This is a genomic window from Microbacterium insulae, from assembly GCF_042677065.1.
In the GTDB taxonomy this organism is placed as follows: Bacteria; Actinomycetota; Actinomycetes; order Actinomycetales; family Microbacteriaceae; genus Microbacterium; species Microbacterium insulae.
This window is the reverse complement of sequence record NZ_JBHTII010000001.1, coordinates 394,299-418,816: the sequence shown is the minus strand read 5'-3', so window position 1 is coordinate 418,816 and position 24,518 is coordinate 394,299. Positions and strand designations below refer to the sequence as shown.

General features: G+C 70.6%; 21 protein-coding genes. 7 read left to right on the top strand and 14 right to left on the bottom strand.

The window, feature by feature from the left end; all coding sequences use genetic code 11:
• Positions 1-78 precede the first annotated feature (78 nt).
• Genes ACFQ0P_RS01925 through ACFQ0P_RS01900 form a run of 6 tightly spaced genes read left to right on the top strand, consistent with a single transcriptional unit; the run spans position 79 to position 7,108 of the window.
• Positions 79-1,596, top strand: a complete 1,518-nt coding sequence (locus tag ACFQ0P_RS01925) for an ABC transporter ATP-binding protein (RefSeq protein WP_204980041.1) — start codon at positions 79-81, stop codon at positions 1,594-1,596.
• The gene (locus ACFQ0P_RS01920; protein ID WP_204980040.1) at positions 1,593-2,930 is read left to right on the top strand and encodes an ABC transporter permease; all 1,338 of its coding nucleotides are present in this window, start codon (positions 1,593-1,595) and stop codon (positions 2,928-2,930) included. Before ACFQ0P_RS01925 ends, ACFQ0P_RS01920 begins: the two co-directional genes overlap by 4 nt.
• Positions 2,927-4,219, top strand: coding sequence for an ABC transporter permease (locus tag ACFQ0P_RS01915; RefSeq protein ID WP_204980039.1), 1,293 nt, complete (start codon positions 2,927-2,929; stop codon positions 4,217-4,219). The genes ACFQ0P_RS01920 and ACFQ0P_RS01915 overlap by 4 nt, the downstream gene beginning before the upstream one ends.
• A 14-nt stretch (positions 4,220-4,233) precedes the next feature.
• Positions 4,234-4,635, top strand: coding sequence for a cytidine deaminase (locus ACFQ0P_RS01910; RefSeq protein ID WP_056121682.1), 402 nt, complete (start codon positions 4,234-4,236; stop codon positions 4,633-4,635).
• The gene (locus ACFQ0P_RS01905) at positions 4,632-5,933 is read left to right on the top strand and encodes a thymidine phosphorylase (RefSeq protein ID WP_204980038.1); all 1,302 of its coding nucleotides are present in this window, start codon (positions 4,632-4,634) and stop codon (positions 5,931-5,933) included. The genes ACFQ0P_RS01910 and ACFQ0P_RS01905 overlap by 4 nt, the downstream gene beginning before the upstream one ends.
• 59 nt (positions 5,934-5,992) lie before the next feature.
• Complete coding sequence (locus ACFQ0P_RS01900; protein WP_204980037.1) at positions 5,993-7,108, top strand: adenosine deaminase; 1,116 nt, start codon at positions 5,993-5,995, stop codon at positions 7,106-7,108.
• On the opposite strand, the gene ACFQ0P_RS01895 is transcribed toward ACFQ0P_RS01900, so the two are convergent.
• The 11 genes from ACFQ0P_RS01895 to ACFQ0P_RS01845 all read right to left on the bottom strand — a co-directional run bounded on the left by ACFQ0P_RS01895 (position 7,083) and on the right by ACFQ0P_RS01845 (position 18,244).
• On the bottom strand, positions 7,083-7,991 hold the full coding sequence (locus tag ACFQ0P_RS01895) for an endonuclease domain-containing protein (protein WP_204980036.1): 909 nt from the start codon (positions 7,989-7,991) through the stop codon (positions 7,083-7,085). The two genes, ACFQ0P_RS01900 and ACFQ0P_RS01895, sit on opposite strands and share 26 nt — an antisense overlap.
• A gap of 313 nt (positions 7,992-8,304) precedes the next feature.
• The gene (locus ACFQ0P_RS01890) at positions 8,305-9,261 is read right to left on the bottom strand and encodes an SDR family oxidoreductase (RefSeq protein ID WP_204980035.1); all 957 of its coding nucleotides are present in this window, start codon (positions 9,259-9,261) and stop codon (positions 8,305-8,307) included.
• On the bottom strand, positions 9,258-10,253 hold the full coding sequence (locus ACFQ0P_RS01885; protein WP_204980034.1) for a bile acid:sodium symporter family protein: 996 nt from the start codon (positions 10,251-10,253) through the stop codon (positions 9,258-9,260). Before ACFQ0P_RS01885 ends, ACFQ0P_RS01890 begins: the two co-directional genes overlap by 4 nt.
• Entirely contained in the window at positions 10,250-11,614 is a 1,365-nt protein-coding gene (locus ACFQ0P_RS01880) for a flavin-containing monooxygenase (RefSeq protein WP_204980033.1), read from the bottom strand. Before ACFQ0P_RS01880 ends, ACFQ0P_RS01885 begins: the two co-directional genes overlap by 4 nt.
• 83 nt (positions 11,615-11,697) lie before the next feature.
• Entirely contained in the window at positions 11,698-12,492 is a 795-nt protein-coding gene (locus tag ACFQ0P_RS01875) for an alpha/beta hydrolase (protein WP_378771165.1), read from the bottom strand.
• Positions 12,493-12,521: 29 nt separating this feature from the next.
• Positions 12,522-13,676, bottom strand: coding sequence for a mannitol-1-phosphate 5-dehydrogenase (locus ACFQ0P_RS01870; protein ID WP_204980032.1), 1,155 nt, complete (start codon positions 13,674-13,676; stop codon positions 12,522-12,524).
• The gene (locus tag ACFQ0P_RS01865; protein ID WP_204980031.1) at positions 13,676-14,113 is read right to left on the bottom strand and encodes a PTS sugar transporter subunit IIA; all 438 of its coding nucleotides are present in this window, start codon (positions 14,111-14,113) and stop codon (positions 13,676-13,678) included. Before ACFQ0P_RS01865 ends, ACFQ0P_RS01870 begins: the two co-directional genes overlap by 1 nt.
• Before the next feature lie 106 nt (positions 14,114-14,219).
• Positions 14,220-15,893: a PTS mannitol transporter subunit IICB gene (locus ACFQ0P_RS01860; protein WP_204980030.1), complete on the bottom strand. Its 1,674-nt coding sequence runs from the start codon at positions 15,891-15,893 to the stop codon at positions 14,220-14,222.
• A complete protein-coding gene (gene ptsP / locus ACFQ0P_RS01855) occupies positions 15,890-17,563 on the bottom strand; it encodes a phosphoenolpyruvate--protein phosphotransferase (RefSeq protein WP_204980029.1) in 1,674 nt (557 codons plus the stop codon). The genes ACFQ0P_RS01860 and ptsP overlap by 4 nt, the downstream gene beginning before the upstream one ends.
• Before the next feature lie 4 nt (positions 17,564-17,567).
• Positions 17,568-17,843, bottom strand: a complete 276-nt coding sequence (locus ACFQ0P_RS01850) for an HPr family phosphocarrier protein (protein WP_204980028.1) — start codon at positions 17,841-17,843, stop codon at positions 17,568-17,570.
• 20 nt (positions 17,844-17,863) lie between these two features.
• Positions 17,864-18,244 (bottom strand): PTS sugar transporter subunit IIB, encoded by a 381-nt coding sequence (locus ACFQ0P_RS01845; protein WP_378771161.1) that lies wholly within the window; start codon positions 18,242-18,244, stop codon positions 17,864-17,866.
• A gap of 185 nt (positions 18,245-18,429) precedes the next feature.
• On the opposite strand from ACFQ0P_RS01845, the gene ACFQ0P_RS01840 reads away from it, so the two are divergent.
• The gene (locus tag ACFQ0P_RS01840) at positions 18,430-20,403 is read left to right on the top strand and encodes a BglG family transcription antiterminator (protein WP_204980027.1); all 1,974 of its coding nucleotides are present in this window, start codon (positions 18,430-18,432) and stop codon (positions 20,401-20,403) included.
• Between the two features lie 223 nt (positions 20,404-20,626).
• Here ACFQ0P_RS01840 and ACFQ0P_RS01835 read toward each other — a convergent pair whose 3' ends face one another.
• The 3 genes from ACFQ0P_RS01835 to ACFQ0P_RS01825 all read right to left on the bottom strand — a co-directional run bounded on the left by ACFQ0P_RS01835 (position 20,627) and on the right by ACFQ0P_RS01825 (position 24,475).
• Positions 20,627-21,211, bottom strand: coding sequence for a GNAT family N-acetyltransferase (locus ACFQ0P_RS01835; protein WP_204980026.1), 585 nt, complete (start codon positions 21,209-21,211; stop codon positions 20,627-20,629).
• Positions 21,212-21,277: 66 nt separating this feature from the next.
• Positions 21,278-22,669 carry an MFS transporter gene (locus ACFQ0P_RS01830; protein WP_204980025.1) on the bottom strand — a complete coding sequence of 464 codons (1,392 nt, stop codon included), beginning with the start codon at positions 22,667-22,669 and terminating at the stop codon, positions 21,278-21,280.
• A 132-nt stretch (positions 22,670-22,801) separates the two neighbouring features.
• Entirely contained in the window at positions 22,802-24,475 is a 1,674-nt protein-coding gene (locus tag ACFQ0P_RS01825) for a phospho-sugar mutase (protein ID WP_378772336.1), read from the bottom strand.
• Positions 24,476-24,518 lie beyond the last annotated feature (43 nt).

The following is a 24,518-nucleotide window of genomic DNA, read 5'->3' as shown; positions in this document are numbered from 1 at the left end:
GCTGACCGCGGCCGGGTGGATGCCTCCACCCGGCCGCGGTTCTTCCAGCCCGATGGAGACACTGGATAAGGTGCAGATATGAAGCTCGAGCTCCGTGGCATCACGAAGCGCTTCGGATCCCTCGTCGCGAACGACCACATCGACCTGGTCGTCCAACCCGGAGAGATCCACGCCCTGCTGGGCGAGAACGGCGCAGGCAAGTCCACGCTGATGAATGTCCTCTACGGCCTGTATCAGGCCGACGAGGGCGAGATCCTCCTCAACGACGAGGTGCAGCACTTCCGAGGTCCGGGTGACGCGATGAACGCGGGGATCGGCATGGTGCACCAGCACTTCATGCTCATCCCGGTCTTCACCGTCGCCGAGAACGTGATGCTCGGACACGAGGACACCAAGGCGCTCGGCGCCCTCGACCTCGCCAAGGCCCGCCAGCACGTGCGCGACGTCGCGCAGCGCTTCGGCTTCGAGGTGGATCCCGACGCCGTCGTCGGCGACCTGCCCGTCGGCGTGCAGCAGCGCGTCGAGATCATCAAGGCGCTCTCCCGCGACGCGAAGGTGCTCGTGTTCGACGAGCCGACCGCCGTGCTGACGCCGCAGGAGACCGACGAGCTGATGGCGATCATGCGCCAGCTCCGCGACGAGGGGACGTCGATCGTCTTCATCACGCACAAGCTGCGGGAGGTCCGCGAAGTCGCCGACCGCATCACCGTCATCCGCCTCGGCAAGGTCGTGGGCGAGGCCGCTCCCACCGCGACGAACGCCGAACTCGCGTCGCTCATGGTCGGCCGAGCCGTCGAGCTGACCGTCCACAAGGGCGAGCCGAAGATCGGCGAGGGCGGTCTCACGGTGACCGACCTGCGAGTTCTCACTTCCGCAGGCGCTGTCGTGGTCGACGGCGTGAGTCTCGACGTCCGCCCGGGAGAGGTGCTCGCGGTCGCGGGTGTCCAGGGCAACGGCCAGACCGAGCTCGTCGAGGCCATCGTGGGACTCGCCGAGCGCGTGACCGGGTCGATCACCCTCGACGGCGTGGAGCTCGTCGGAAAGAGCGTGCGCGGCATCCTCGACGAGGGCGTCGGCTTCGTGCCGGAGGACCGCACGGAGGACGGCCTCGTCGGCGCCTTCTCGGTCGCCGAGAACCTCATCCTCGACCGTTCCGGAGACGACGAGTTCGTGCGCGGTGGCACCATCCGCCGCGCGGCGCTCGACGAGTTCGCGAAGGCGCGGATCGCCGAGTACGACATTCGCACGCAAGGTGCCGACGTCCCCGCCGGCACCCTCTCGGGCGGCAACCAGCAGAAGGTGGTCATCGCCCGCGAGATGAGCCGGGACCTCAAGCTCCTCGTCGCGGCGCAGCCCACTCGCGGCGTCGATGTGGGCTCGATCGAGTTCATCCACACGCGCATCGTCGAGACGCGGGACGCCGGCGTGCCGGTGCTGGTCGTGTCGACCGAGCTCGACGAGGTCGCCGCCCTCGCCGATCGCATCGCCGTGATGTACCGCGGCGCGATCGTGGGCATCGTGCCCGGCGATACCCCGCGCGACGTGCTGGGTCTCATGATGGCGGGCGAGACGCCGGGAAGCGGGGTGGCGGCGTGAGCGACGACGGCAAGGGCACGACGCCGGGCACGACCGATCCTGAGCGCGGCCTCCCTCCCGAGCAGCTGCCTGCGGTCTCCGGCCCGTTGACCGGAACGGCGACCGGAGAGGTCCCGCCGCCGCCGCGGCAGAACGTGGTCATCAAGGAGATGCTGCGCAGCAACTGGGTGACCACGATCCTCGCGATCGTCGTGGCCATGGTGGTCGGCGGCATCCTCATGGCGCTGACGAACGAGGATGTGCGTGCGGCATCCGTCTACTTCTTCGCCCGCCCGGGTGACACCGTCGTCGCCGTGTGGAACGCGGTGTACGGCGGCTACGAGGCGCTCTTCCGCGGCGCGATCTTCAACCCGCGCGCGGCCGACTTCTTCGCGCAGATCCGCCCTCTGACGAACACGCTCGGCTTCGCGGCGCCGCTGATCGCCGCCGGTCTCGGTGTGGCGCTGGCGTTCCGCGTCGGCCTGTTCAACATCGGCGGTCGCGGCCAGATGCTCATCGGCGCCGCCGTGGCGGGCCTGCTGACGTTCAACCTCGACCTGCCGATGTTCCTCCAACTGCCGCTGACCCTCGCCGCCGGTATCGCCGGCGGTGCGATCTGGGGTGGCATCGTCGGTGTGCTGAAAGCCCGCACGGGTGCGCACGAGGTGATCCTCACGATCATGCTCAACTACGTCGCGTTCTACCTCGTGGCGTGGATGGTGCGCACGCCGGGCCTCCTCCAGCGGGATGCCGAGGACCAGCCGATCTCGAATCCGACGCCTCCGAGCGCGCAGTTCCCGACGCTGTTCGGCGACCGCTTCCCGCTCTTGGACTGGGGCTTCGTCCTCGTCATCGGTGTGACGGTCTTCGTGTGGTGGCTCGTCGAGCGCTCGAGCCTGGGCTTCCGCCTGCGGGCCGTCGGTGAGAACCCTCACGCCGCTCGCGCCGCGGGCATCTCGGTGCAGCGCATGTACATCTACGCCATGCTCTTCGCGGGCGGTCTCGCGGGCCTTGCCGCGATGAACCAGATCCAGGGCTCGGTGACGACCGGCTTCGACGGCTACATCGACGCGGGCATCGGCTTCGACGCGATCACGGTCGCCCTCCTCGGCCGCAGCCGCGCGTGGGGCGTCTTCGCCGCCGGCATCCTGTTCGGCGCGCTCAAGGCGGGATCCTTCACGATGCAGGCCTCGCAGGGCATCCCGGTCGACATCGTGCTCGTCGTGCAGTCGCTGATCGTGCTGTTCATCGCGGCGCCGCCGCTGATCCGCACGATCTTCTTCCTCCCGAAGACCGATGCCGAGAAGGCCGCCAAGGCGAGAGCCAAGGCCGCGAAGAAGGCGGTGAACGCATGACCACGCTTGCCCCCGCCACGGCGTCCGACGGCACGATCCAGCTCGCGACCGTGAAGGTCCGCCACTGGAAGCTCGCGATCAGCCTCGGGATCGCCTCGCTCCTGCTGTTCCTTCTCTTCCTGCTGGTGCCGCGCGGCGGTGTGAGCAACTTCCGCCTCGGCGACGCGTCGGCCGCGATCGGACTTCCCACCGTGAGCGTGCCCGCCGGTCCGACGATGTGGGGCGTCCTGGTCGTGCTCGTGCTGCTCACCCTCTGGGCGGTCTGGGATGCCTGGTCCTACCGTCGGACCGGGATCTGGCTGCCGATCGTCTATGGCGTGCTCGCGATGTTCGCGTTCCTGACGTGGGCGGCCGCGTCGGCCGCGGCATCCGTCCCTGTCACGGGCCTGCTGTTCGGCGCGGTGTCCCTCTCGGTCCCGCTGGTCTTCGGAGCACTCGGCGGCGTCATCGGCGAGCGCGTCGGCGTGGTCAACGTCGCGATCGAGGGTCAGTTCCTGCTCGGCGCCTTCAGCGCCGCGCTCCTGGCCAGCCTGACCGGCAACCCGTTCGTCGGACTCGTCGGCGCGATGATCGGAGGCGTGCTCGTCGCGTTCGTCCTCGCGGCGTTCTCGATCAAGTACCTGGTCGATCAGGTCATCGTCGGCGTCGTGCTCAACGTGCTCGTGACGGGCCTGACCGGGTTCCTCTACGGCGCGCTGCTCGTGCCGAACGAAGCGGTGCTCAACCGGCCGGTGCGCTTCACGCGCTGGGAGATCCCGCTGCTCGGCGACATCCCGATCATCGGGCCCGTGCTGTTCAACCAGACCTTCATCGTGTACCTCATGTACATCACGGTCGGGATCGTGGCCTGGGGCCTGTACCGCACCCGCTGGGGCCTCCGCCTCCGCGCGGTCGGCGAGCACCCGCAGGCTGCCGACACCGTGGGTATCAAGGTCAACACCAGCCGGTTCTGGAACGTCTCCCTCGCGGGCGCGATCGCCGGCATCGGAGGTGCCTACTTCACGCTCGTCTCGGTGGGGCAGTTCACCAAGGAGATGACGGCCGGTCTCGGCTTCATCGCCCTGGCCGCAGTCATCTTCGGGCGGTGGGATCCGATCCGCGCCACTCTGGCGGCGCTCCTGTTCGGATTCGCGACCAACCTCCAGAACCTGCTGACGGTGCTGAAGACGCCGATCCCCAGCGAGTTCATGCTGATGCTGCCGTACCTCGTCACGATCATCGCCGTGGCCGGATTCGCGGGGCAGATCCGCGGGCCCGCGGCAGCAGGCAAACCGTACATCAAGGGTTAGGAAGTGGTCGTCTCGTGACGGACATCGACTGGGACGAGCTGCGCGCGGCCGCGACCGACGCGATGCAGCGCGCCTACGCGCCGTACTCCCGCTACAAGGTCGGCGCCGCCGCACTCGTGACGGACGGCCGGATCGTGACCGGCTGCAACGTCGAGAACGCGTCGTACGGCGTGGGGCTGTGCGCCGAGTGCGGCCTCGTCAGCGAACTGCAGATGTCCGGCGGAGGCAACCTCGTCGCCTTCGTGTGCGTCAACGGGCACGGCGACACGATCATGCCGTGCGGGCGGTGCCGTCAGCTGCTGTACGAGTTCGCGATCCCCGGGATGCTGCTCGAGACCGTGTCGGGCATCCGCACGATCGACGAGGTGCTCCCCGACGCGTTCGGTCCGCGCGACCTCGAGGAGGCCGCGCGATGAGCGAGTCCGCCGCCGTCGAACCGCACGACGCCGTCGACGTCATCCGTGCCAAGCGCGACGGAGGCGCGGTCCCCGAGGACGCACTGCGCTGGATGGTGGACGCCTACACGCGAGGCTACGTCGCCGATTCGCAGATGGCGGCGTTCGCGATGGCCGTGCTCCTCAACGGGATGACCCGCGACGAGATCCGTGTCATGACCGACGCGATGATCGCCTCGGGCGAGCGCATGAGCTTCGCGGGGCTCGGCAAGCCCACCGTCGACAAGCACTCCACCGGCGGCGTCGGCGACAAGATCACGCTGCCGCTCGCCCCGCTCGTCGCCGCGTTCGGCGTCGCGGTGCCGCAGCTCTCGGGCCGCGGGCTCGGCCACACCGGCGGCACCCTCGACAAGCTCGAGTCGATCCCGGGCTGGCGGGCCGCCCTCTCCAACGAGGAGATGTTCGCCCAGCTGCGCGAGGTCGGAGCCGTCATCTGCGCCGCAGGATCGGGGCTCGCGCCGGCCGACAAGAAGCTGTATGCGCTGCGCGACGTGACCGGGACCGTCGAGGCGATCCCGCTCATCGCCTCGAGCATCATGTCCAAGAAGATCGCCGAGGGCACCGACTCGCTTGTGCTCGACGTCAAGTTCGGCTCCGGGGCGTTCATGCGCGACGTCGACAGGGCGCGCGAGCTCGCCCGCACGATGGTCGCGCTCGGCACGGACTCCGGGGTCGCGACGACCGCGCTCCTCACCGACATGAACACGCCCCTCGGGCTGGCGATCGGCAACGCGAACGAGGTCCGGGAGTCTGTCGAGGTGCTCGAAGGCGGCGGTCCCGCGGACGTCGTCGAGCTGACCGTCGCGCTCGCACGGGAGATGCTGACCCTCGCCGGCCGACCCGATGCCGACGTCGAGGCGGCGCTCCGCGACGGCCGGGCGATGGACTGCTGGCGCGCGATGATCCGCGCGCAGGACGGCGATCCGGATGCCGCGCTCCCCGAACCGCGCGAGACCCACACGGTGACGGCCCCCGCTGCGGGCTTCGTCACCCGCGTGGAGGCGCTCCCCTTCGGGATCGCGGCGTGGCGCCTCGGCGCCGGGCGCGCCCGCGCCGAGGATTCGGTCCTCCACGCGGCGGGGATCGATCTGCACGCCAAGCCGGGTGACCGGGTCGAGGCCGGACAGCCGCTGTTCACCCTCCTCGGTCAGGATGAGGCGCGCTTCGCCCGGGCACTCGAGGCCGTCGAGGGTGCGTGGGAGATCGGACCGGAAGCCCCGGCCGCCGACCCTCTCGTCCTCGAGCGCATCACGGCTTAGGCTCAGGCATCCGCCCCTCTTCCGCTCCACCGCAGTCCGCCCCTCCCGAGGAGAAGCCCATGCCCATCGACCAGCACGCAGACGCCCTCCTCGACGGCACCTCGATCCGGAGGCTGCCGAAGGTGTCGCTGCACGACCACCTCGACGGGGGTGTGCGCCCTGAGACGATCATCGAGCTCGCCGACGCGATCGACCTCGAGGTGCCGGAGTCCGACGCCGACGACCTCGCCGACTGGTTCGCCGAGAAGAGCGACTCCGGGTCGCTCGTGGAGTACCTCAAGACGTTCGACCTGACGACCGCGGTCATGCAGACCCGCGAGGGCCTGACCCGGGTGGCCCGCGAGTTCGTCGAGGATCTCGCCGCGGACGGCGTCATCTACGGCGAGGTGAGGTGGGCTCCCGAGCAGCACCTCGCCGGCGGGCTGACGCTCGACGAGGTCGTCGACGCGGTCCAGGAGGGGATCGAGGAGGGCGAGGACGCGGCGGAGAGCCGGGGGCACGACATCCGCGTCGGTCAGCTCATCACGGCGATGCGGCACACCGACCGCTCGCTCGAGATCGCGCGTCTGGCGGTGGACTGGCGCAACCGCGGTGCCGTCGGGTTCGACATCGCCGGACCCGAGGAGGGCTTCCCGCCCTCGAACCACCGCGAGGCGTTCGACTACCTCGCGGCGGAGTTCTTCCCCGCCACCGTCCATGCGGGGGAGGCGGCCGGTCTCGACTCCATCCGATCGGCCCTCATCGACGGCCGCGCGCTGCGGCTCGGCCACGGTGTGCGCATCGCCGAGGACCTCGAGGTCGTGTCGAGGGCGGGTGAGGAGGTGCTCGTGCAGTTCGGCGACCTCGCGCGCTGGGTGCGGGACCGAGAGATCCCGCTCGAGCTGTCGCCGTCGTCGAACCTCCAGACCGGGGCGATCTCCCGCTGGGGGACGACGATCGAGGACCACCCGTTCGACCTGCTCTACCAGCTCGGGTTCGCGGTGACCGTGAACGTCGACAACCGCACGATGAGCCGCACGTCGCTCACCCGGGAGCTCGCGCTCCTCGCCGAGACGTTCGAGTACGGCCTCGACGACCTCGAGGCGTTCCAGCTGAACGCCGCCGCGGGCGCGTTCCTGGCGGTCGAGGAGCGGGAGGAGCTCATCGAGCTCATCGCCGAGGGCTTCGACGTCTGACCGCAGCCCGTTCCGCGTGCACTAACTCCTCATCGCCCTTCGTCTTCGGTGTCGTCTGCGGCCGCGAGGCCCGGTTTCGCGCCGAGATTGAGGAGTTCGTGCGTCGGCTCGGGCGGCGCCCTCCCCGCGGGCCGTGGAGGAGTGCCGACTGCAGGGCGGCGCGCACTTCGTCGCGGCGGAAGAAGATGTCTTCCGCGATGACGCGGACCGTCGTGTACCCCAGGGCGGCTGCCGCGAGATCGCGCCGCTTGTCCCGCTTCACCTGCTCCCAGGACGAGTGGAATGCCTCGCTGTCGCACTCGATGATCAGCCAGCCGTCCACGACGAAGTCGACACGGCCGACGCCGCGAATGACGACCTGGACATCCACGACACAGCCGAGTGTGCGCAGGACGAGGCGCATGAGCGACTCCGTACCGGACTCGCACCGCACGTCGATCAGGCCCCGCAGCACCCCGTAGCGCCGCGGCAGCCGCTCGAATACGAGTCCCAGCTCGGTGTCCTCGATGAATCCGAGGTGAAGGGCGCTGTCGAGGGTCGCGATCGCTTCGCGAGGTCCCTGGCAGCGAACGGCCTCCGCGAGCGCCTCGATCCGATCGGCGTAGAGCGCGTCGCGGCGGACGGAGGAGCGTCGCCAGTGATACCGGACTCCCTCGGTCCGCGGCGGAATCCGGCTCGCGCCCACGTCGATCTGGACGTGCAGGGGCGTCGTCTCAAGGACGAAGACGCCCAGATGGCGCAGCAACGACACGCAGTCCAGCCGCCCGCCCAGCCGTGCGGCGTGGACGACGTCGGGATGCTCAGCCCCCCGGAGGTACCGGTCCCTTCGCGCTCGAACCAGCGTGCCGTCGGCGATCGCGTGGTCGAGATCTGTGCGAGTCATGCCGCCGCGCGTGAGCAGGGTCCGGGTCAGGTGAACCGGTGCGGGGCGGGACCGGAGCGGCGATTGCAGACGAGACACCCGTTCGACTTTGCCGTCCGCAGGCTGTGCCGGGCGGGCGTCCGGCGACATCTGTGAGGAACCGTGCCGGTGATGTGACGGGGGAGGAGGGGCGGCTGGGTGTGGCCGCTGCACCAACTCCTCACATCCAGCGTGGCTGAGAGGTGCGCGGGCCGAGCTCTCGCCCAAGTCCGCCGAATCGAAGGAGTTGTTGCGGCGACGGCGCGATGACTGAGAGAGAAGGGGATGCCGCGGCTCAGCGCCGCGCGACCCCGGGGTGGGTCTCCAGATAGGCCTCGAACGCCTCGGCCGAGGTCTTGGCCGGGGTGAAGCCGAAGTCGCGGGTGAGCGCGTCGTTGGCGAGCACCGGGCGGTAGCGGAGGAAGCCGACCTGCTCCGGGCCGTGGACGGTGAGGCGCAGGGCCCGACCGATCCGCAGCGCGAGGGCGAGCACGCCGGGGCGGACGGTGAACGTCGGCTTGCCGAGCCGCCGGGCGATCTCGTGCACGGTCAGGCGGCCGTCGCCGGCGACGTTGTAGATCCCGGGCCGGCCGTCGGTGGCGGCGCGCGCCATCGCCCCGGCGACGTCGTCGACCCACACGAACACGAAAGGGGAATCCGAGCCGGCGACGGCCAGGATGCGCCGACCGTCCCACAGCGCGGTGATCTGGTTCTGCACCGTCGGCCCGAGGATCGTGCCGATGCGGAAGACCACCTGCTCGAGCTCCGGGTGGCTCCGGCGGGTCTCGGCGAGCATCTCCTCGACGAGCCGCTTGTGCTTCGCGTAGGGGAACTCCTCGTTGCCGCGCAGGGGGTCGGTTTCGTGCAGCCAGGCCGGGTTGTCGGGGTGGTAGCCGTACGCGGCGCCGGACGACGACACGACGATGCGCCGCACGCCGGTCGCCACGCAGGCGTCGATGACGTTGCGCGTGCCCTCGACGTCGACGCGGTACTCGAGGTCGTGGTCGCGTCCCGGGTTCACGATGGCGGCGAGGTGCACGACGACGTCGATCCCGTGCCGTTCGAGCAGCGGGGCGAGTCCCGCGGGCCGGGTCACGTCCACCTCGTCGTACAGGACTCCTTCGATCGGATGCTCCGGCCGCCGCACGTCACCGGCCACGACGAGGTCGACGCCGGGGTGCGTGACGAGCGCGGCCACGACGTACGAGCCGAGGAAGCCCGCCCCGCCCGTGACGAGGACGCGGGCGCTCATCGGGCCGGATCCTCCGCCGGGCCGGCGGTCGCGGCATCCGCGGGTCCGCTGCCCGGGACGGCGTGACGCGTCGCATCGCCCTTCGCCGAGCCCGTGCGGCGCTTGGTGTGCCGCGCCCAGAGGGCCGCGACGACGAGCCCGGCGATGATGTCCCAGATTCCCCACCAGCCGGCGACGATCGCCATGCCCCCGAGCCCGCCGAAGAACGCGAACACGAGGCCCAGCCCGAGCCCCGCATTGCGGATGCCGACCTCGAAGGTGAGGGCCTTCCGCTCGCGCGTGCCCAGCCCGCCGACGACGGCGGTGCTGTAGCCGATCGCGAGGGCGACCGCGTCGTGGACAGTGACGACCAGCACGATGATGCCCAGGAACGCGACGAAGTACGCCCAGTTGCCGGCGAGCGCGGCGACGATGAAGCCGACGAGCGCGAGCAGCGAGAACCACTTCACGAACGGCTGCACCTTGATCGCGAACCCGGGGAAGCGGTTGCGCAGGAGGAGGCCCGCCGCGAACGGCAGTCCGATGATGAGGAAGATGTCCAGCAGCATCGCCCACGCGTTGAGCTCGACGGCCTCGAGCAGCGTGCGCGCCGTGGGGTGGAGGGACCCCCAGAACGCCACACTGAGGGGCAGCGCGAAGATGTAGATCACGTTGGAGACCGCGGTCATCGACACCGAGAGTGCGACGTTCCCGCCGGAGCGGTGGGTCAGCACCTGCGAGATGTTGCCGGGCGGACAGCACGCGACGAGGATCATGCCGAGCGCCATCGACGGTGTCACCGGAAGGATCAGGGTCAGGCCGAAGGTGACCGCCGGGAGCACGAGCAGCTGGGCGAGGATCGCGATGACGAACGGCTTCGGCTTGCGCAGCACGGCCTTGAAGTCGTCGACGGTCGTGTCCAGCGCGATGCCGAACATGATGAGCCCGAGCACGACGTTGAGGATGATGAGCGTGCCGGGGGTGAAGTTCAGCGCGATGTCGTCGGGGTTCATGCGGAGGCCTTCTGCGACGCGGTCCGGCGGCGGGGACGGATGCCTCGGCCGCCGGTCTGCGGCTCTGCCCCGCGCAGCACGGCCGCCGCGGCGCGCACGGCGCGGCGGTAGGCGTCCTTGTTCACGTAGTACGACATGCGCTCGAGGCCGAGGTAGCGGTAGCCGCCGGTGAGGTCCGGCCACGGCTCGTCGGCCACTCGTCGGCGGAAGTCCGCGGCGGACTCGGGCCGGTCACGGAGCGCGGTGAGGTACTCGGCGATCAGCTCGGCCTGCTCGTACCGGCCCTGCCAGCCGATCCCGGATGCCTCGATCATCCCCATCACGTACAGCCCGTTGAACGACGGCGGGAAGACGTTGAGGAACAGCTTCGGCGACCAGCCCGTCCAGTTCAGTGCCTCGCGCGCGACGAAGGGGTAGTCGAGCGTGTACCCGGTCGCCAGCAGGACGAGGTCGTACTCGCCGCGCGAGCCGTCGCGGAAGTGCACCGTGCGGCCGTCGAACCGGTCGACGTCGGCGCGGATCGCCAGGTCGCCCTGCCCCAGGTGGTTGAGGATGAGCGTGTTGACGATCGGGTGCGATTCGTACAGCCTGTAGTCGGGCTTCGGGAAGCCGAACCGCACGGGGTCGCCGGTGAACGCGCGGAGCACCCTGCGGTCGACGAACTGCTTGATCCGTGCCGGCAGGGGACGCCCCTGGTTGAGGGTGTCGCTGGGCCTGCCGAAGAGGTAGCGCGGGACGAAGTAGTAGCCGCGCCGCACGCTCATTTCGACGGATGCCGCGTGGTGGACCGCATCCACGGCGATGTCGCACCCGGAGTTCCCGGCCCCGATGATGAGCACGCGCTTGCCGGCGAGCTGACTCGGCTGCTTGTACGCGCTCGTGTGCAGGAGCTCCCCCGTGAAGTCCCCGCGGAATGCGGGGATGTTCGGCTCGGCGAGCGTGCCGTTGGCGAGGATGACGCCGTCGTAGCGCTCCTCGACGGAGCCGTCCGGGCCGTCGGCGCGCAGCATCCATCCGCCGTCGTCGGCGCGCGTGAGCGCGGTCACGCGGGTGTTGAAGCGGAAGAGCTCCGTGAGACCGAAGCGGTCGGCGAAGTCACGGAAGTAGCGCAGGAGTGCGCGGTGACCGGGGTAGTCGACCGTGGATTCCATCGGGAACTCGGTGAACTCGGTCGTGGTGCGCGACGAGATGAGGTGCGCCGACTCGTACATGGTCGAGCGGGGGTTCTCGATGTCCCACAGCCCGCCGACGCCGCGGGATGTCTCGTACCCACAGACCTCGATCCCCGCCCGCTGCAGCGCCCGCGCGGCGGACAGGCCGGACGGGCCGGCGCCGATGATGGCATAGCGAGGCTCGCTCATTGATCTCCCACACGTCTTCGTGCCGCTCGGCGTCGCCGACCCCAGCGAAGAAACCCTAAGCGCTCATAGGCGTCAGCCGAAAATCACCGCGCGGCGAGCTCGTCCGCGAATGCGAGGAGGAGGGCGGTGAGGGCCTCGTCCATCTCGGCGTCGTCGATGGTCGGCGTGCCGTCGCCCGCCTGCGGGCCGTAGTCGCCGAACGAGGCGTGGCTCGCGCCCTCGATGACCTGCATCTCGGCATCCGCGGGCAGGAGCGGCCGCGCATCGGCGATCTTCTCCGGCGTCGAGAGCCCGTCCTCGCTCCCGGCGATGCTGAGCACCGGCAGACCGGAGTCGGAGAGGTCGTTCGCGCAGTACGAGGCGAAGAGCACGAGCGCATCCGCGTCGCCGGCGAGCTGGCACGCGCGCACGCCGCCCAGCGAGTGCCCCCCGACGGCCCACGTGTCGACCTCGGGGACCAGATCGGTGAAGGCGTCGAGCGGTCGCAGGTCGAAGAAGGCGAGGTTGAGCCACGGCTTCGTGATGACGACCGCCACGTCGCCCTCGGCGACGAGCCCGGACAGGTTGTTCGCGTACGCCCACGGGTCGACCTTGGCGCCCGGGATGAACACCAGCCCGGTCTCGGGCTCGGCGTCGGCGGGCGAGAGGACGATCGCCCCGCCCGCGTCGGTGACCTCGATCGCCGGGTTCTCCCTCACCTCGGCGAGCGGTTCGGGCTCGGCGGGCATGACGCCGACCTGGCTCCAGATGAGGATCCCGACGACCGCGAGAACGATGATCGCCCCGATCGATCCGAGGATCCACCACAGCACCCGCCGGCGGCGGCGCGGCTTCGGAGTCGCGTCGGAGGGCGGCTGCGGCGAGGGGGGCGAGGTCACCCGACGAGCGTAACCCCGCGCCGCCCGCGTCAGACGCCGAGCTCGCTCTGCCGCCCCTCGACGGCGGCGACGACGCGGGCGAAGAGCGGATGCTCCGGCTCGAGGCCCGTCACCGCGGCCGTGAGGGTCGCGGCATCCTGTTCGCGCAGCATCCGCTGCAGGTCGACGGACTGGGGGTCCTCGGTGTCGTCGAACGCCAGCGCGGCGCGTATCGCCTCGACGAGCGCGTCGACCGGGAGCCCGAGTTCGGCCGCCTCGGCGGCAGGGCCCACGAAGCGCTCGTGCCGAGAGAGCTTCCGCAGCGGCTGGCGGCCGACGCGCCAGACCGTGTCGGGGAGGGCGGCGTTTCGGAATCGGCCGAGGATCGTCGACCGGTACGCGGCGAGCTCGGCGGGGTCCAGGCCGTGCTTCGCTGCGAGCAGGGCGGAGGTCTCCTCGAGCGCGGCTTCGACGCTCGCGGCGATCGCGGCGTCGGACAGGGCGCCGGCGATCGTGTCGATGCCCGCACGCGCACCGAAGTAGGCCGTCGTCGCGTGGCCGGTGTTCACGGTGAAGAGCTTGCGCTCGATGTAGGGGGCGAGGTCGTCCACGAAGTGCGCACCGGGGACGTTTGGCGGCATGTCGCCGAACGGCGGCCGCTCGATCGCCCACTCGAAGAAGGGCTCGACGGTGACGTCGACGCCCGCGCCCTCCGGCTGTGCCGGCACGATCCGGTCGACGGCGGTGTTCGCGAACACCGCGTGCGCACTGACCGCATCCCACGCGCCACCGGCCGCGGCCTTCATCTCCTCGCGAAGCAGATCGGTCGCGTTGATGGCGTTCTCGCACGCCATGACCTGCAGCGGAGGTGCCGAAGGGTCGCGGTGTGCGAGGCCGGCGAGGATGTGGGGCGCGACGAACTTGAGGATCGTCGGCCCCACGGCGGTCGTCACCACGTTCGCCGAGGCGATCTCGTCGATGACCTCCTGCGGATGCTCCGCACTGTTGATCGCGCGGAACCCCGTGACGACCGTGTCGCGGCCGCCCTCGCCCACCTCGTGCACGGTGTAGCTGTCGACGCTGTTGATCGCGTCGACGAGGGGGGCCGCGACATCCGAGAACACCAGCTCATAGCCGCCCTCGTGGAGAAGGAGTCCCACGAAGCCGCGCCCGATGTTGCCCGCGCCGAAGTGGACGGCCTTCATCACACGCCCGCCGCCGACACGAGACGGTAGAGCTCCTCCGGCGACGACGCTGCCTTGAGCTTCTCGACCTCGTCCTCGTCGGAGAAGAGGATCGCGATCTGCGACAGGATCTCGAGGTGCTCGTCGCCCTTGCCGGCGATGCCGATCACGAACGTCACGTCCTCCCCGCCCCAGTCCACGCCGCCGTCGTACCGGACCACCGACAGCGCCGACTCGAGGATCGCCGCCTTGGTCTCGTTCGTGCCGTGCGGGATCGCCAGCTCGTTGCCCATGTAGGTCGAGACGGTCTGCTCGCGCTGCTGCATCGCGTCGAAGTAGGCGCTCGTGACGGCGCCGACCGCCTCGAGGATGTCGGCAGCCTCCTTCATCGCGTCCTCACGCGTCGCGCTCCCGCTGTGGATGCGCACCTGGCCGATGCTGAGTACGTCACGTGCCATTTCGTTGCCTTCCTGGTTGCCGGATGCCGCGTCCGCGGTCTTCGCGCGAAGGCCACGGGGTCGGGGGCCTCGCGCCCGCCCGACCCCGCAGCTGCTTCAGCGTCGGTTACGAACCATCCTGGTGCTGGTCGCGCACCAGTTCCACAACCTCGTCGTACTTCGGCGAGTTCATGAAGTTGTCCACCGACACGTGGACCGCATTCGGCGTCTGCTTGCGTGCGCGGTCGGTGAGCTGGTTCTGCGTGATGACCAGGTCGGCTGAGGCATCCAGGTTCGCGATCGCCTTGTTGACCACCGTGACGTCCTCGATGCCCGCCTTTTTGATCTTGTTGCGCAGGACGCTCGCACCCATGGCGGACGACCCCATGCCCGCGTCGCACGCGAACACGATGTTCTTCACGAGCTTGGTCGTGAGGACACCGCCGTCTGCGAGCCCCGCGGTCTCGGCCTCGGTCTCGAGCCGGTCGACGGCCTCCTCGGCTTCGCGGAGCGCCTCGCGGTCGCGTCCGTCCGAGACGCGCAGCGCGTCCATCGCGGCAGAGGTCTTGCCCTTGTTCGCCTCGGTCTGCGCGATCGCCGCGCCGAACGTGTCGGCCTCGGCGAGCAGATCGCGCTTGCGCGACGACCGCAGGATGACGCCCGCGACGAGGAAGGTCACGGTGGCCGCCAGGATCACGGAGAGGTACACGACAAGCAGGTTCGCCACTCCGCCGGCGGCAGGGCTGACCGCGGCAGCGGTGACGGCGATGATGCTCCCCGGTGCAGCAGGGAAGGCCAGGCCTCCGTTGAGGAGCATGTTCGTGGTGACGCCCGTCGCGCCACCGGCGATCAGCGCCAGGATCGTCATCGGCTTGGCGAGTGCGTACGGGAAGTAGATCTCGTGGATGCCGCCGAAGAACTGGATGATGATCGCGCCCGGTGCCGAAGCCCTCGCCGCGCCGACCCCGAAGAACGTGAACGCGAGCAGCAGACCGAGGCCCGGTCCGGGGTTCGCCTCGATGAGGAAGAGGATCGACTTGCCGGTCTCCGTCGCCTGCTCGATGCCGAGGGGCGTGAAGACACCGTGGTTGATGGCGTTGTTGAGGAACAGCACCTTCGCGGGCTCGACGATGATCGACACGAGCGGCAGCAGGTTGTAGGCGACCAGCCATCCGACCGCCGCGCCGAGGACGTCGCTGAACCAGAGGATCGCCGGACCGAAGACGAAGAAGCCGACGATCGCGAGGATCATGCCGAGGATGCCCGCCGAGAAGTTGTTGACGAGCATCTCGAACCCGGGCTTGATCTTGCCGTCCCAGATCTTGTCCATCTGCTTGGTGACCCACGCCGCGAACGGAGCCATGATCATCGCGCCGAGGAACATCGGGATGTTGGTGCCGACGATCACACCCATCGTGGCGATCGTCGCGACGACGCCGCCGCGCTCGCCGTAGACCATGCGGCCGCCGGTGTTCGCGATGAGGAGGGGCAGCAGATAGGTGATCATCGGGCCGACGAGCCCGACGAATCTGTTGAAGGGATCGCCGTTCTCGTCGAGCGCGATCGCGGTCATGGCCCCCGGCCAGTTGATGACGTCGGCGTTGCCGAATCCGCCGAGCAAGGGGGCGACGGGGGTCCACCAGCCGAGCCATCCCACCGCGATGAAGAGCATCGTGATGAAGCCCCAGGCGATGAACGCCGCGATATTGGGCATGATCATGCCCGAGAGGAAGGTGCCGAAGCGCTGGACCGCGACGCGCGCGCCCCCGGGCTTCTTCACCGTGTCAGACGCCGTTGTCATTGCTGTGTCTCCTTGTTTGAGGATGCGGCCTCCTGGGCCGCGGTTCGGGCGGATGCCGCGTCGTTCGCGGCGAGGGCAGCCTGGGCGATCTCTCGCGCGTCGTCGAGGCTGTGCTGGAGGAGGGTCGCCCTCACGTCGGCGAGCGCCGTGGGGGCCATGGACAGGCTCGTGGCGCCGAGGCCCACGAGCACGACCGCGAGGAGCGGGTCGGCGGCGGCTTCGCCGCAGATGCCGACCGGCTTGCCGTGCGTGCGCCCGGCCTCTCCCACCTCGCGGATCAGCCGCAGCACCGCGGGGTGCCACGGATCCTGGAACGAGGCCACCGAGCCGAGCAGGCGATCGGCGGCCATCGTGTACTGCGTGAGGTCGTTAGTGCCGATCGAGGCGAAGTCGGCGTGACCGAGGATCCGGTCGGCCAGCAGCGCCGAGGACGGCACCTCGACCATGACTCCCGCCGTCTTGACGCCGTAATCGCGCGCGAGATCGGTGAAGTAGGCGGCCTCCTCGACGGTCGCGACCATCGGCGCCATGACCCACAGATCGGCGTCGGTGGCGGCATCCGCCTCGGCGAGTGCTGTGAGCTGCTCGCGCAGGATGTCCTCGCTCGCCCGCAGGGCGCGGATGCCGCGAAGCCCCAGTGCGGGGTTCTCCTCGTGCGCGTCGTTGAGGAACGCCAGGGGCTTGTCGGCGCCGGCATCCAGCACCCGCACGACGACCTTCTTGCCGGGGAACGCCGCGAGCAGCTTCGTGTACGACGCGCGCTGCTGCTCGACGGTCGGGGCCTGGTTCGAGCTGAGGAAGAGGAACTCCGTGCGGAACAGCCCGACCCCCTCGGCGCCGAGGGCGACCGCGTCGTCGGCGCCGTCGGGGTTGCCGAGGTTCGCCAGGAGCGGGATCGCGGTGCCGTCGGCGAGGGCGCCGTCGGTGATGGGGGCGCTCGCCGCCGCGGCGCGATCGGCGGCGCGGTTCTGCGCGCGCTCGAGCTCGGCGGCGGTCGGGTCGGTGGTGACGACGCCGGCCGCGGCATCCACGATCACCGTCTCGCCGTCCTTCAGCCCGGTCGCCGCGACCGCGCCGACCACCGCAACGATGGACTTCTCGCGAGCGAGGATCGCCGTGTGCGAGGTCGGTCCGCCGTCGGTCGTCACGAGCGCGAGCACCTTGTCGAGGTCGAGGAGCGCGGTGTCGGCGGGCGCGAGATCCTTCGCCACGAGGACGAACGGATGCCCCGGATCGGGCACACCCGGAGCGGGAACGCCGCGCAGCCGCGCGATCACGCGCTGGGCGACGTCGTCGAGGTCCGCGGCGCGCTCGCCGAGATAGCCGCCGAGGGCGGTGAGCTGGTCGCGGAACGACGCGAATGCGTCGAACACCGCGAACTCGCCCGTCTTCCCCTGCGCGATGCGCGCGTTCACCTCGTCGGCGAGGGTGGGGTCCTCGGCCATCATCGCCTGCGCCTCGAGCACGTCCCGCGCCGCGCCGCCCGCCTGGGCGCCGCGGGCCTCGAGCTCGCGGGCGACGGCGGCGACGGCATCCGCCACGCGTGCCTTCTCGTCGTCGGCGCTCAGGGTGCTCGGGGCGTCGTCCGGCGGAGGCGCCGGCTCGGACATGCGCGCGACGGGACCCTGTGCGACCCCGAGGCCGATTCCCACTCCACGAAGCTCGGTCATCGGCTCACTCCGCATCGTGGTCGGTCGTCAGCAGCTCGGCGAGCGTGTCGAGGGCCGACTCGGCGTTGTCGCCGTCGGCGGTGAGGGTGACGTAGTCGCCCTGCTCGACGCCGAGCGCGATCACGCCGAGGATGCTCGCGGCGTTCACGGGAGTCCCCGAGGCCTTGGCCACGGTGATCGGGATGCCCGCATCCTTCGCCGCCTGCGCGAAGAGCTTCGCGGGGCGGGCGTGCAGTCCGTGCGAGGAGCCGATCCGGACGGTGCGGGATACGGGTGGCATGTGTGGTGACCTCTCTGTCGTCAGTCGGTGGCGGGGAGGGGGGCGGTGGGGGAGGCGGGGGCTGTGGCGGTCCCGGTCTGGCTGGCCGGGCCTGCTGACGCGCCGACGGCGTCCCGCACGAGTGCGAGCGTGCGCGTGCCGTCGAGGTCGGAGAAGATGTCGGACGGGAGCAGCACCACCGTGGTTCCGCGGGCGGCCGCATCCCGCTCGATGCGCTCGAGTGCGTGAGAGAGATGAGGGCCGACGAGGACGACGTCGGCGCCGTCGAGGTCGATCGGGAGCGACTGCTCGGTTCCGGCGAAGGCGGTGTAGGCGAGGCCCCGGTCATGGGCCGCATGGCGCACGCGCTGAGCGACGAAGGTGCTCGACGCACCCGCTCCGCACACCACCAGGATCCTCATCGACCCGCCTCCTCGAAGCCATTCTTGTGAGAACGCTGAGAGCCGACAACCAGTCCTTCTTCCGCGGGGGCGGAAAGCGGCGCGGTCGTCGAACGCGCTTCCGAGGGTCTGTGCGGCCGACCCGCGTGGTTGACTGGCACCACCCCCCGCGGTCGTGGGACCGCGCCGATCATGAAGGATCCGCCGTGACCAGAGCACGTCAGGACAGGCTGCTCGGCCTGCTCGTGCGCGACGGAGAATGGGCGACGGCCGCCACGCTGGCCGATGCGCTGGGCGTCACGCCCCGCAGCATCCGCTCGTACGTGACGGCGGCGAACGCGCGCGTCGCTCCCGGCGTGGCGATCGAGTCCGGCCCCCAGGGCTATCGCGCCGGGGCGGACGCTTCCGCGGCGTTGCGCGCGCCCGGGATGGATGCCGGGACCCCCCGCGACCGGCTCCACCGCCTCGTGCGCGCCCTCCTCGACGCGCCCGAGGGCATCGATGTGTTCGAGTTCGCCGACCGCGTGCACGTGAGCCCGGCCACCCTCGATGCCGACCTCGCGCGAGTCCGCGGGCTCCTCGGCGGCACCGAGCTGACCCTGGAGCGCTCCGCCTCGACCGCGCGGCTCCGCGGCACCGAGATGGCGCAGCGTCGGCTCCTGAGCCGGCTGGCGCACGACGAGATGGACGCCGGGTCATTCGACCTCGCGGCGCTGCGCCGCACCCTCGGTGAGGACTCCGTCGGCGCGGCGGCCTTCGGCCCCTTCAAGGCCGACCTCGTCTCGGAGCTCGGCGCGATGGGTTACTTCGTGAACGAGATCGGCATCGCCGACGTCGTGATGCACATCGCGATCGCGGCCGATCGGGTGTCGCAGGATCGCGGGCTCGAGGCATCCGCCCCCGATCCGCGGCCCGCGCAGCAGGAGATCGCCGGCGTGATCGACCGACTGGCGAGGCGCGACCTCGGCGTCGAACTCGGTACGGGGGACCTTCACCACCTCGCCACGCTCGTCCTCACACGCGTCGTGGCGCCGGGCGACGAGGCCCCGGCCGAACAGGCACGGGCGCGCCTCGACCCCGGCATCGAGGCGGCCGTCCGCGACGTCGTCGGCACCGCGTCGGCCGAGTTCCTCGTCGACATCGCCCACGAGGACTTCATCCTCCGGCTCGCCCTCCACGTGCAGAACCTGCAGCTGCGGGCGCAGGAGCAGGCGTGGTCGCGCAACCCCCTGACACGCTCACTGAAGTCGACGTACCCGATGATCTTCGAGGTCGCCGTTTTCATCGCGAGCAGCCTCCAGGAGCGGCTCGGCATCCCGCTTCCCGACGACGAGATCGCCTACATCGCGATGCACGTCGGGGGCCGCCTCGAGCGGAGCCGCCGGGCCGACCAGCTGCTCACCGCGACCATCGTGTGCCCCGGCTACTACGACCTCCACGAACTGCTGCGCTCGAGCGTGGACCGCTCCCTCGGACAGGCGGTCGAGGTCGTCGGGGTCGAGACCCGCGTGGACCCGGACTGGGACTCCATCGACACCGACCTCGTGCTGACCACGATCGACCCGGCGACACCTTCGGACCGGATCGTGCGGATCCAGCCGTTCCTGACCGACTCCGACATCGAGCGCGTGCAGACGGCGGCGGGCCGCATCCGGCGCAGTCGCCGTCTCGCTCGGCTGCGCACCGAGCTGGAGCGCTACTTCGAGGCCGGCGCGTTCCTCCGCGGGCTGGCCGACCTCGATGCTCCGGCGTCCCGTGCGGCGGATGGCGCGGCCGCCGGCGGGCCCTCCGCCGAGGAGCCCGTGATCCGCGCGCTCGGGAGCACCCTCATCGCGCAGGGCGTGATCGACGAAGACTACGTGGAGCGCGCGATCGAGCGCGAGCGCCTGTCGTCGACGGCTTTCACCGACGCGCTCGCCGTGCCGCACGCGATCGGCATGACCGCGACCCGGACGGCGATCGCGATCGGCATCGCCGACCCGTCGATCCCGTGGGGCGACGGACGGGTGCAGGTCGTTGCGCTCGTCGCGTTCTCCGAGACCGACCGCGAGGCGTTCCAGACCGTGTTCGAGCAGTTCGTCGAGGTCTTCTCCGAGCGGGACAGCGTGCAGCGCATCGTCCGGCGCGCGACCGACTTCGGCGGCTTCCTCGACGAGCTCGTGGCGGTGATCGACGGCTGAGCCGCGGCATCCCCCCTCCCTCTGTGTGGTTCGGGGCGCGTCTCGTCGCTTGGGCTTTCGCCCCGGCATGGTCGCCCGTCCCTCCCGTGTCGCACCCCCACCACGGGGATCAGGAAATCTGCCCGACGCAGGACGCTCAGGCCTGAATCATCCTGACTGCCGCAGATCTCCTGATGCCGGCAGGGGGCTGATCCGGGACGCGGGGAGGATGCCGCGGCCGGCGTCAGCCGCGGCGGAGCCGCTCCTCGAGCCCGAGGCGGACGGCGGGCCACTCGGTCGGGAGGATCGAGAAGACGACGGTGTCGCGGAGCGACCCGTCCTGCCCGAGGCGATGGTTGCGCAGCACCCCGTCTTGCTTCGCGCCGAGGCGGGCGATCGCGGCGCGCGACTGACGGTTGTGCCAGTGGGTGCGGAACTCCACCGCGATCGCGTCGCACTCCTCGAACGCGTGCGTAAGGAGCAGCAGCTTCGCCGCGGTGTTGACGGCCGTGCGCTGCGCCTCGAGTCCGAGCCACGTGTGACCGATCTCGACGTGGCGGTTCGGCTGGTCGATGTTGCAGAACGTCGTCTCGCCGACGACCCTGCCCGTGTCGATCCGCCGGATCGCCCACGCGTTCATGTGGCCCTCGGCCTGCCAGGTGAGGCGCCGGGCGATGTCGGCCGCGATGTCCTGAGCCTGCGGGACGAGCGAGTACCAGGCGTACTCCAGTCCGGTCGCCGCGATCGCGAGATCGTCGGCGTGGTCGGGCTGCAGCGGCTCCAGGCGGACGTGGTCGTTCTCGAGCGTCACCGGCTGGTTGAGGAGCATGGCTCGAGCCTAGGGGCGCCCTCCGGCTCGCGCCCACTCCGCCCGCCTCGCCCCCGGCTGCGTCTGCTACCGGCGGGAGTCATCGCCCTTCATGGTCTGTTCGACGACCTCGGCCGCACTGGCGGCGTCGCGGTCGCCGACGGTCGATGCCCGCCGCGCGGCCTCGATCGCACGCTGCCCGGCCGGCAGCCAGACCGAGAGGCCGATCACGACGAACGTGAGCACGCCGGCCGCGATGAGCAGCGTCTCGATCGGGATCGTGTCGGCGAGCGGCCCGAACACCACCATGCCGACCGGCATCGCGAGGGCCATGACGATGCCGACGAAGCCGAAGACGCGGCCCTGCCGCTCGGGCTCGACGGTCTCCTGGAGCAGCGTCATCGACGGCGTCGAGAAGAACGGCACCGCCAGTCCGACGAGGAACATGAACCCGAAGAACACCCAGATGTTCGCCGAGAGGCCGAGCCCGATCGACAGCGCGCCGAAGACGAGCGAGGACACCACGATCATCCCGATCCGGCTGCGCTTGGCGAAGAACGACGCCACGACGATCCCGCCCAGGGTCATGCCCACGCTGAAGGCGATCTCGAGCACGGCGAGGTTCACGACGTCCTGCGTCTCACCGGCGGGGAAGGTGCGCACGAGCATGAGCGGCGTCAGGTTGGACGGCGCGACGGTGAGCAGGAAGATGATCGCGAAGACGATGAGCAGCCACCGCACGAACGCGTGGTGCACGATGTAGCGCACGCCGTTGACGAGGTCGGCGAAGTAGCCCGTGTCGACGTCGGCCGCCCGGCGCACCGCGCGCACCGGGATGAAGGCGAGGATGCCGATGCCGATCACCGCGGTGACGACATCGATGAAGAAGATGGGGATGAGAGAGGCCGCCGTGCCGCCGCTGGCCGCCGAGGACCACGCGTAGACCGCGCCGGCGGCTGCGGGCGCGAGCAGGGCCATGCCGGACTGGATCGAGCCGTTGATGCCGTTGACCCGGATGAGGTTTCGCGTCGGCACGATCTGGGGGATCAGCGCCGAGACGGCAGGCATCTGGATGCCGGCGCCCGCCGAGCGGATCGCCAGGACCAGGAACAGCAGCCAGACCGCGTCGAATCCGGTGAGCATGATGAGCGCGAGCGCCAGCGTCGACAGGGCGATCGCGGAGTCCGCGCCGATGATGAGGAACTTGCGGTTGTGACGGTCGGCCCACACACCGCCGAAGATCGAGACGACGGCCTGAGGCAGGAAGCCGAAGAGCGCGGCGAGCATCATGTAGACGCCCGAGCGGTACTCGATCGTCAGGTACCAGAACACCGCGTACTGCACGAGCATCGATCCGAACAGGCTGACGGTCTGCCCGCTCAGGAACATCACCGTGTTGCGCAGCCAGTGCGGCGGATCCGCCGAAGACGCCCCGCCTCCCGGCGCGCCGGGCTCGTCGTCGCTGTGTGCGCCGCTCATCGTGGGTTCCTCGCTCCTGCGTGATCGCGCGATCGCCCGCTCGATAGCCGACCGATCCACCGAGCCGAGACTCTAGCAGCGGGCCCGGACACCGCGCCGCCGCGCGAGAAGGAGCGCGACCGCCGACCCTGCTCAGCCGATCGCGTCGAGGAGCTCGCGCGCCCCGGCCGACAGAGCCGCGATCCGCTCCGCGGCGTCCGCCGAGGAATCCCCCCGCACGTCCAGGTAGAGCTTGAGCTTGGGCTCCGTGCCGCTCGGGCGGACGATCACCCGCGAGCCGTCGACCAGCCAGATCCGCAGGACGTCGCCGGGGGGCAGCTCGTCGACACCCTCCCGCAGGTCGTCGACCCGCTCGACGGCGACCTCGCCGATGGCGGAAGGATGATCCGCCCGCAGCGCATCCATGATCCGCCCGATCGTCGACACGTCGTCGACCCGCACCGAGATCTGATCGCTCGCGAAGGCGCCGAAGGTGTCGTCGAACTCGGCCAGGAGGTCCGACAGCGTGGCGCCGCGCCCGCGGGCCTCGGAAACCATGCCGAGCATCGCGATCGCGGCCGAGATGCCGTCCTTGTCGCGCACGGTCTCGGGGTTCACGAGGTAGCCGAGGGCCTCCTCGAAGCCGAACACGATGCCGGGCGCACGTGAGATCCACTTGAACCCCGTCAGCGTGGCGTGGAAGTCGAGCCCGTAGTGCTCGGCGACCGTGCGCAGTCCCGGCGACGAGACGAGGGAGCACGCGAGGGACGCTCCCGCCGCGTGGCCGTCCTCGGCGGCGCGGCGGGCGGCGCGCCACCCCAGGAGCAGGCCGATCTGGTTTCCGGTGAGCCGTCTCCAGCCGCCGTCGGCATCCGGATCGGGCACGGCGACCGCGAGCCGGTCGGCGTCGGGGTCGTTCGCGATGACGAGCTCGGCGCCGGACTCCCGCGCCTGCGCGAAGGCCAGATCCATCGCCCCGGGTTCCTCGGGGTTCGGGAACGACACGGTGGGGAAGGCGCCGTCGGGCTCGAGCTGGTCCGCGACCGGGATCGGGGCCGGATATCCCGCCCTCTCGAGGATGCGCGAGAAGGTCTCCCACCCGACCCCGTGCATGGCGGTGTACACCCACGTCAGCCCGGCCGCGCCGGCCGGGGCGGGCGCGACGGCCGCAGTCGCTTCGATGTAGTCGTCGACGACGGACTCGCCGGCGACCTCGTAGCCGAGCGAGCGGGGAAGCGTCGAGATGTCGCCCGCCGCGGCGACGCGTTCGATGTGCGCGGCGATCTCGGCGTCGGCGGGCGAGACGATCTGCGAGCCGTCGTCGGGACCGCCGAGGTACACCTTGTACCCGTTGTCGTCGGGCGGGTTGTGGCTGGCGGTGACCATGACACCCGCCGCCGCTCCGAGCCGCCGCACCGCGAACGCCAGCACCGGCGTCGGGAGCAGGCGCGGAAGCAGCACGGCCCGCAGCCCCGCGCCCGCGAAGATCTCCGCGGAGTCTTTGGCGAAGACGCGCGAATTGCGCCGGCCGTCGTAGCCGACGACGATCGTCGGGGGCGCGGCATCCACCCCCGCCTTCTCGACCACGTACGCCGCCAGACCCGCCGCGGCCTGGGCCACGAGCACGCGGTTCATGCGGTTGCTGCCCGAGCCCAGCTCGCCGCGCAGACCCGCGGTGCCGAAGGCGAGGCGGGCGGAGAACCGGTCCGCGAGGCCGGCGGATGCCTCCTCGTCACCGGCCTCGGCCGCCTCGATCAGCGCGGCGAGCTCGGACCGCGTCTCGGGATCGGGGTCCTGCGCGAGCCACGATCGGGCGCGATCGAGCAGGGATGCCTCGTCCGCAGGCCTGGCGGGGACCGCCCCGGGCGCG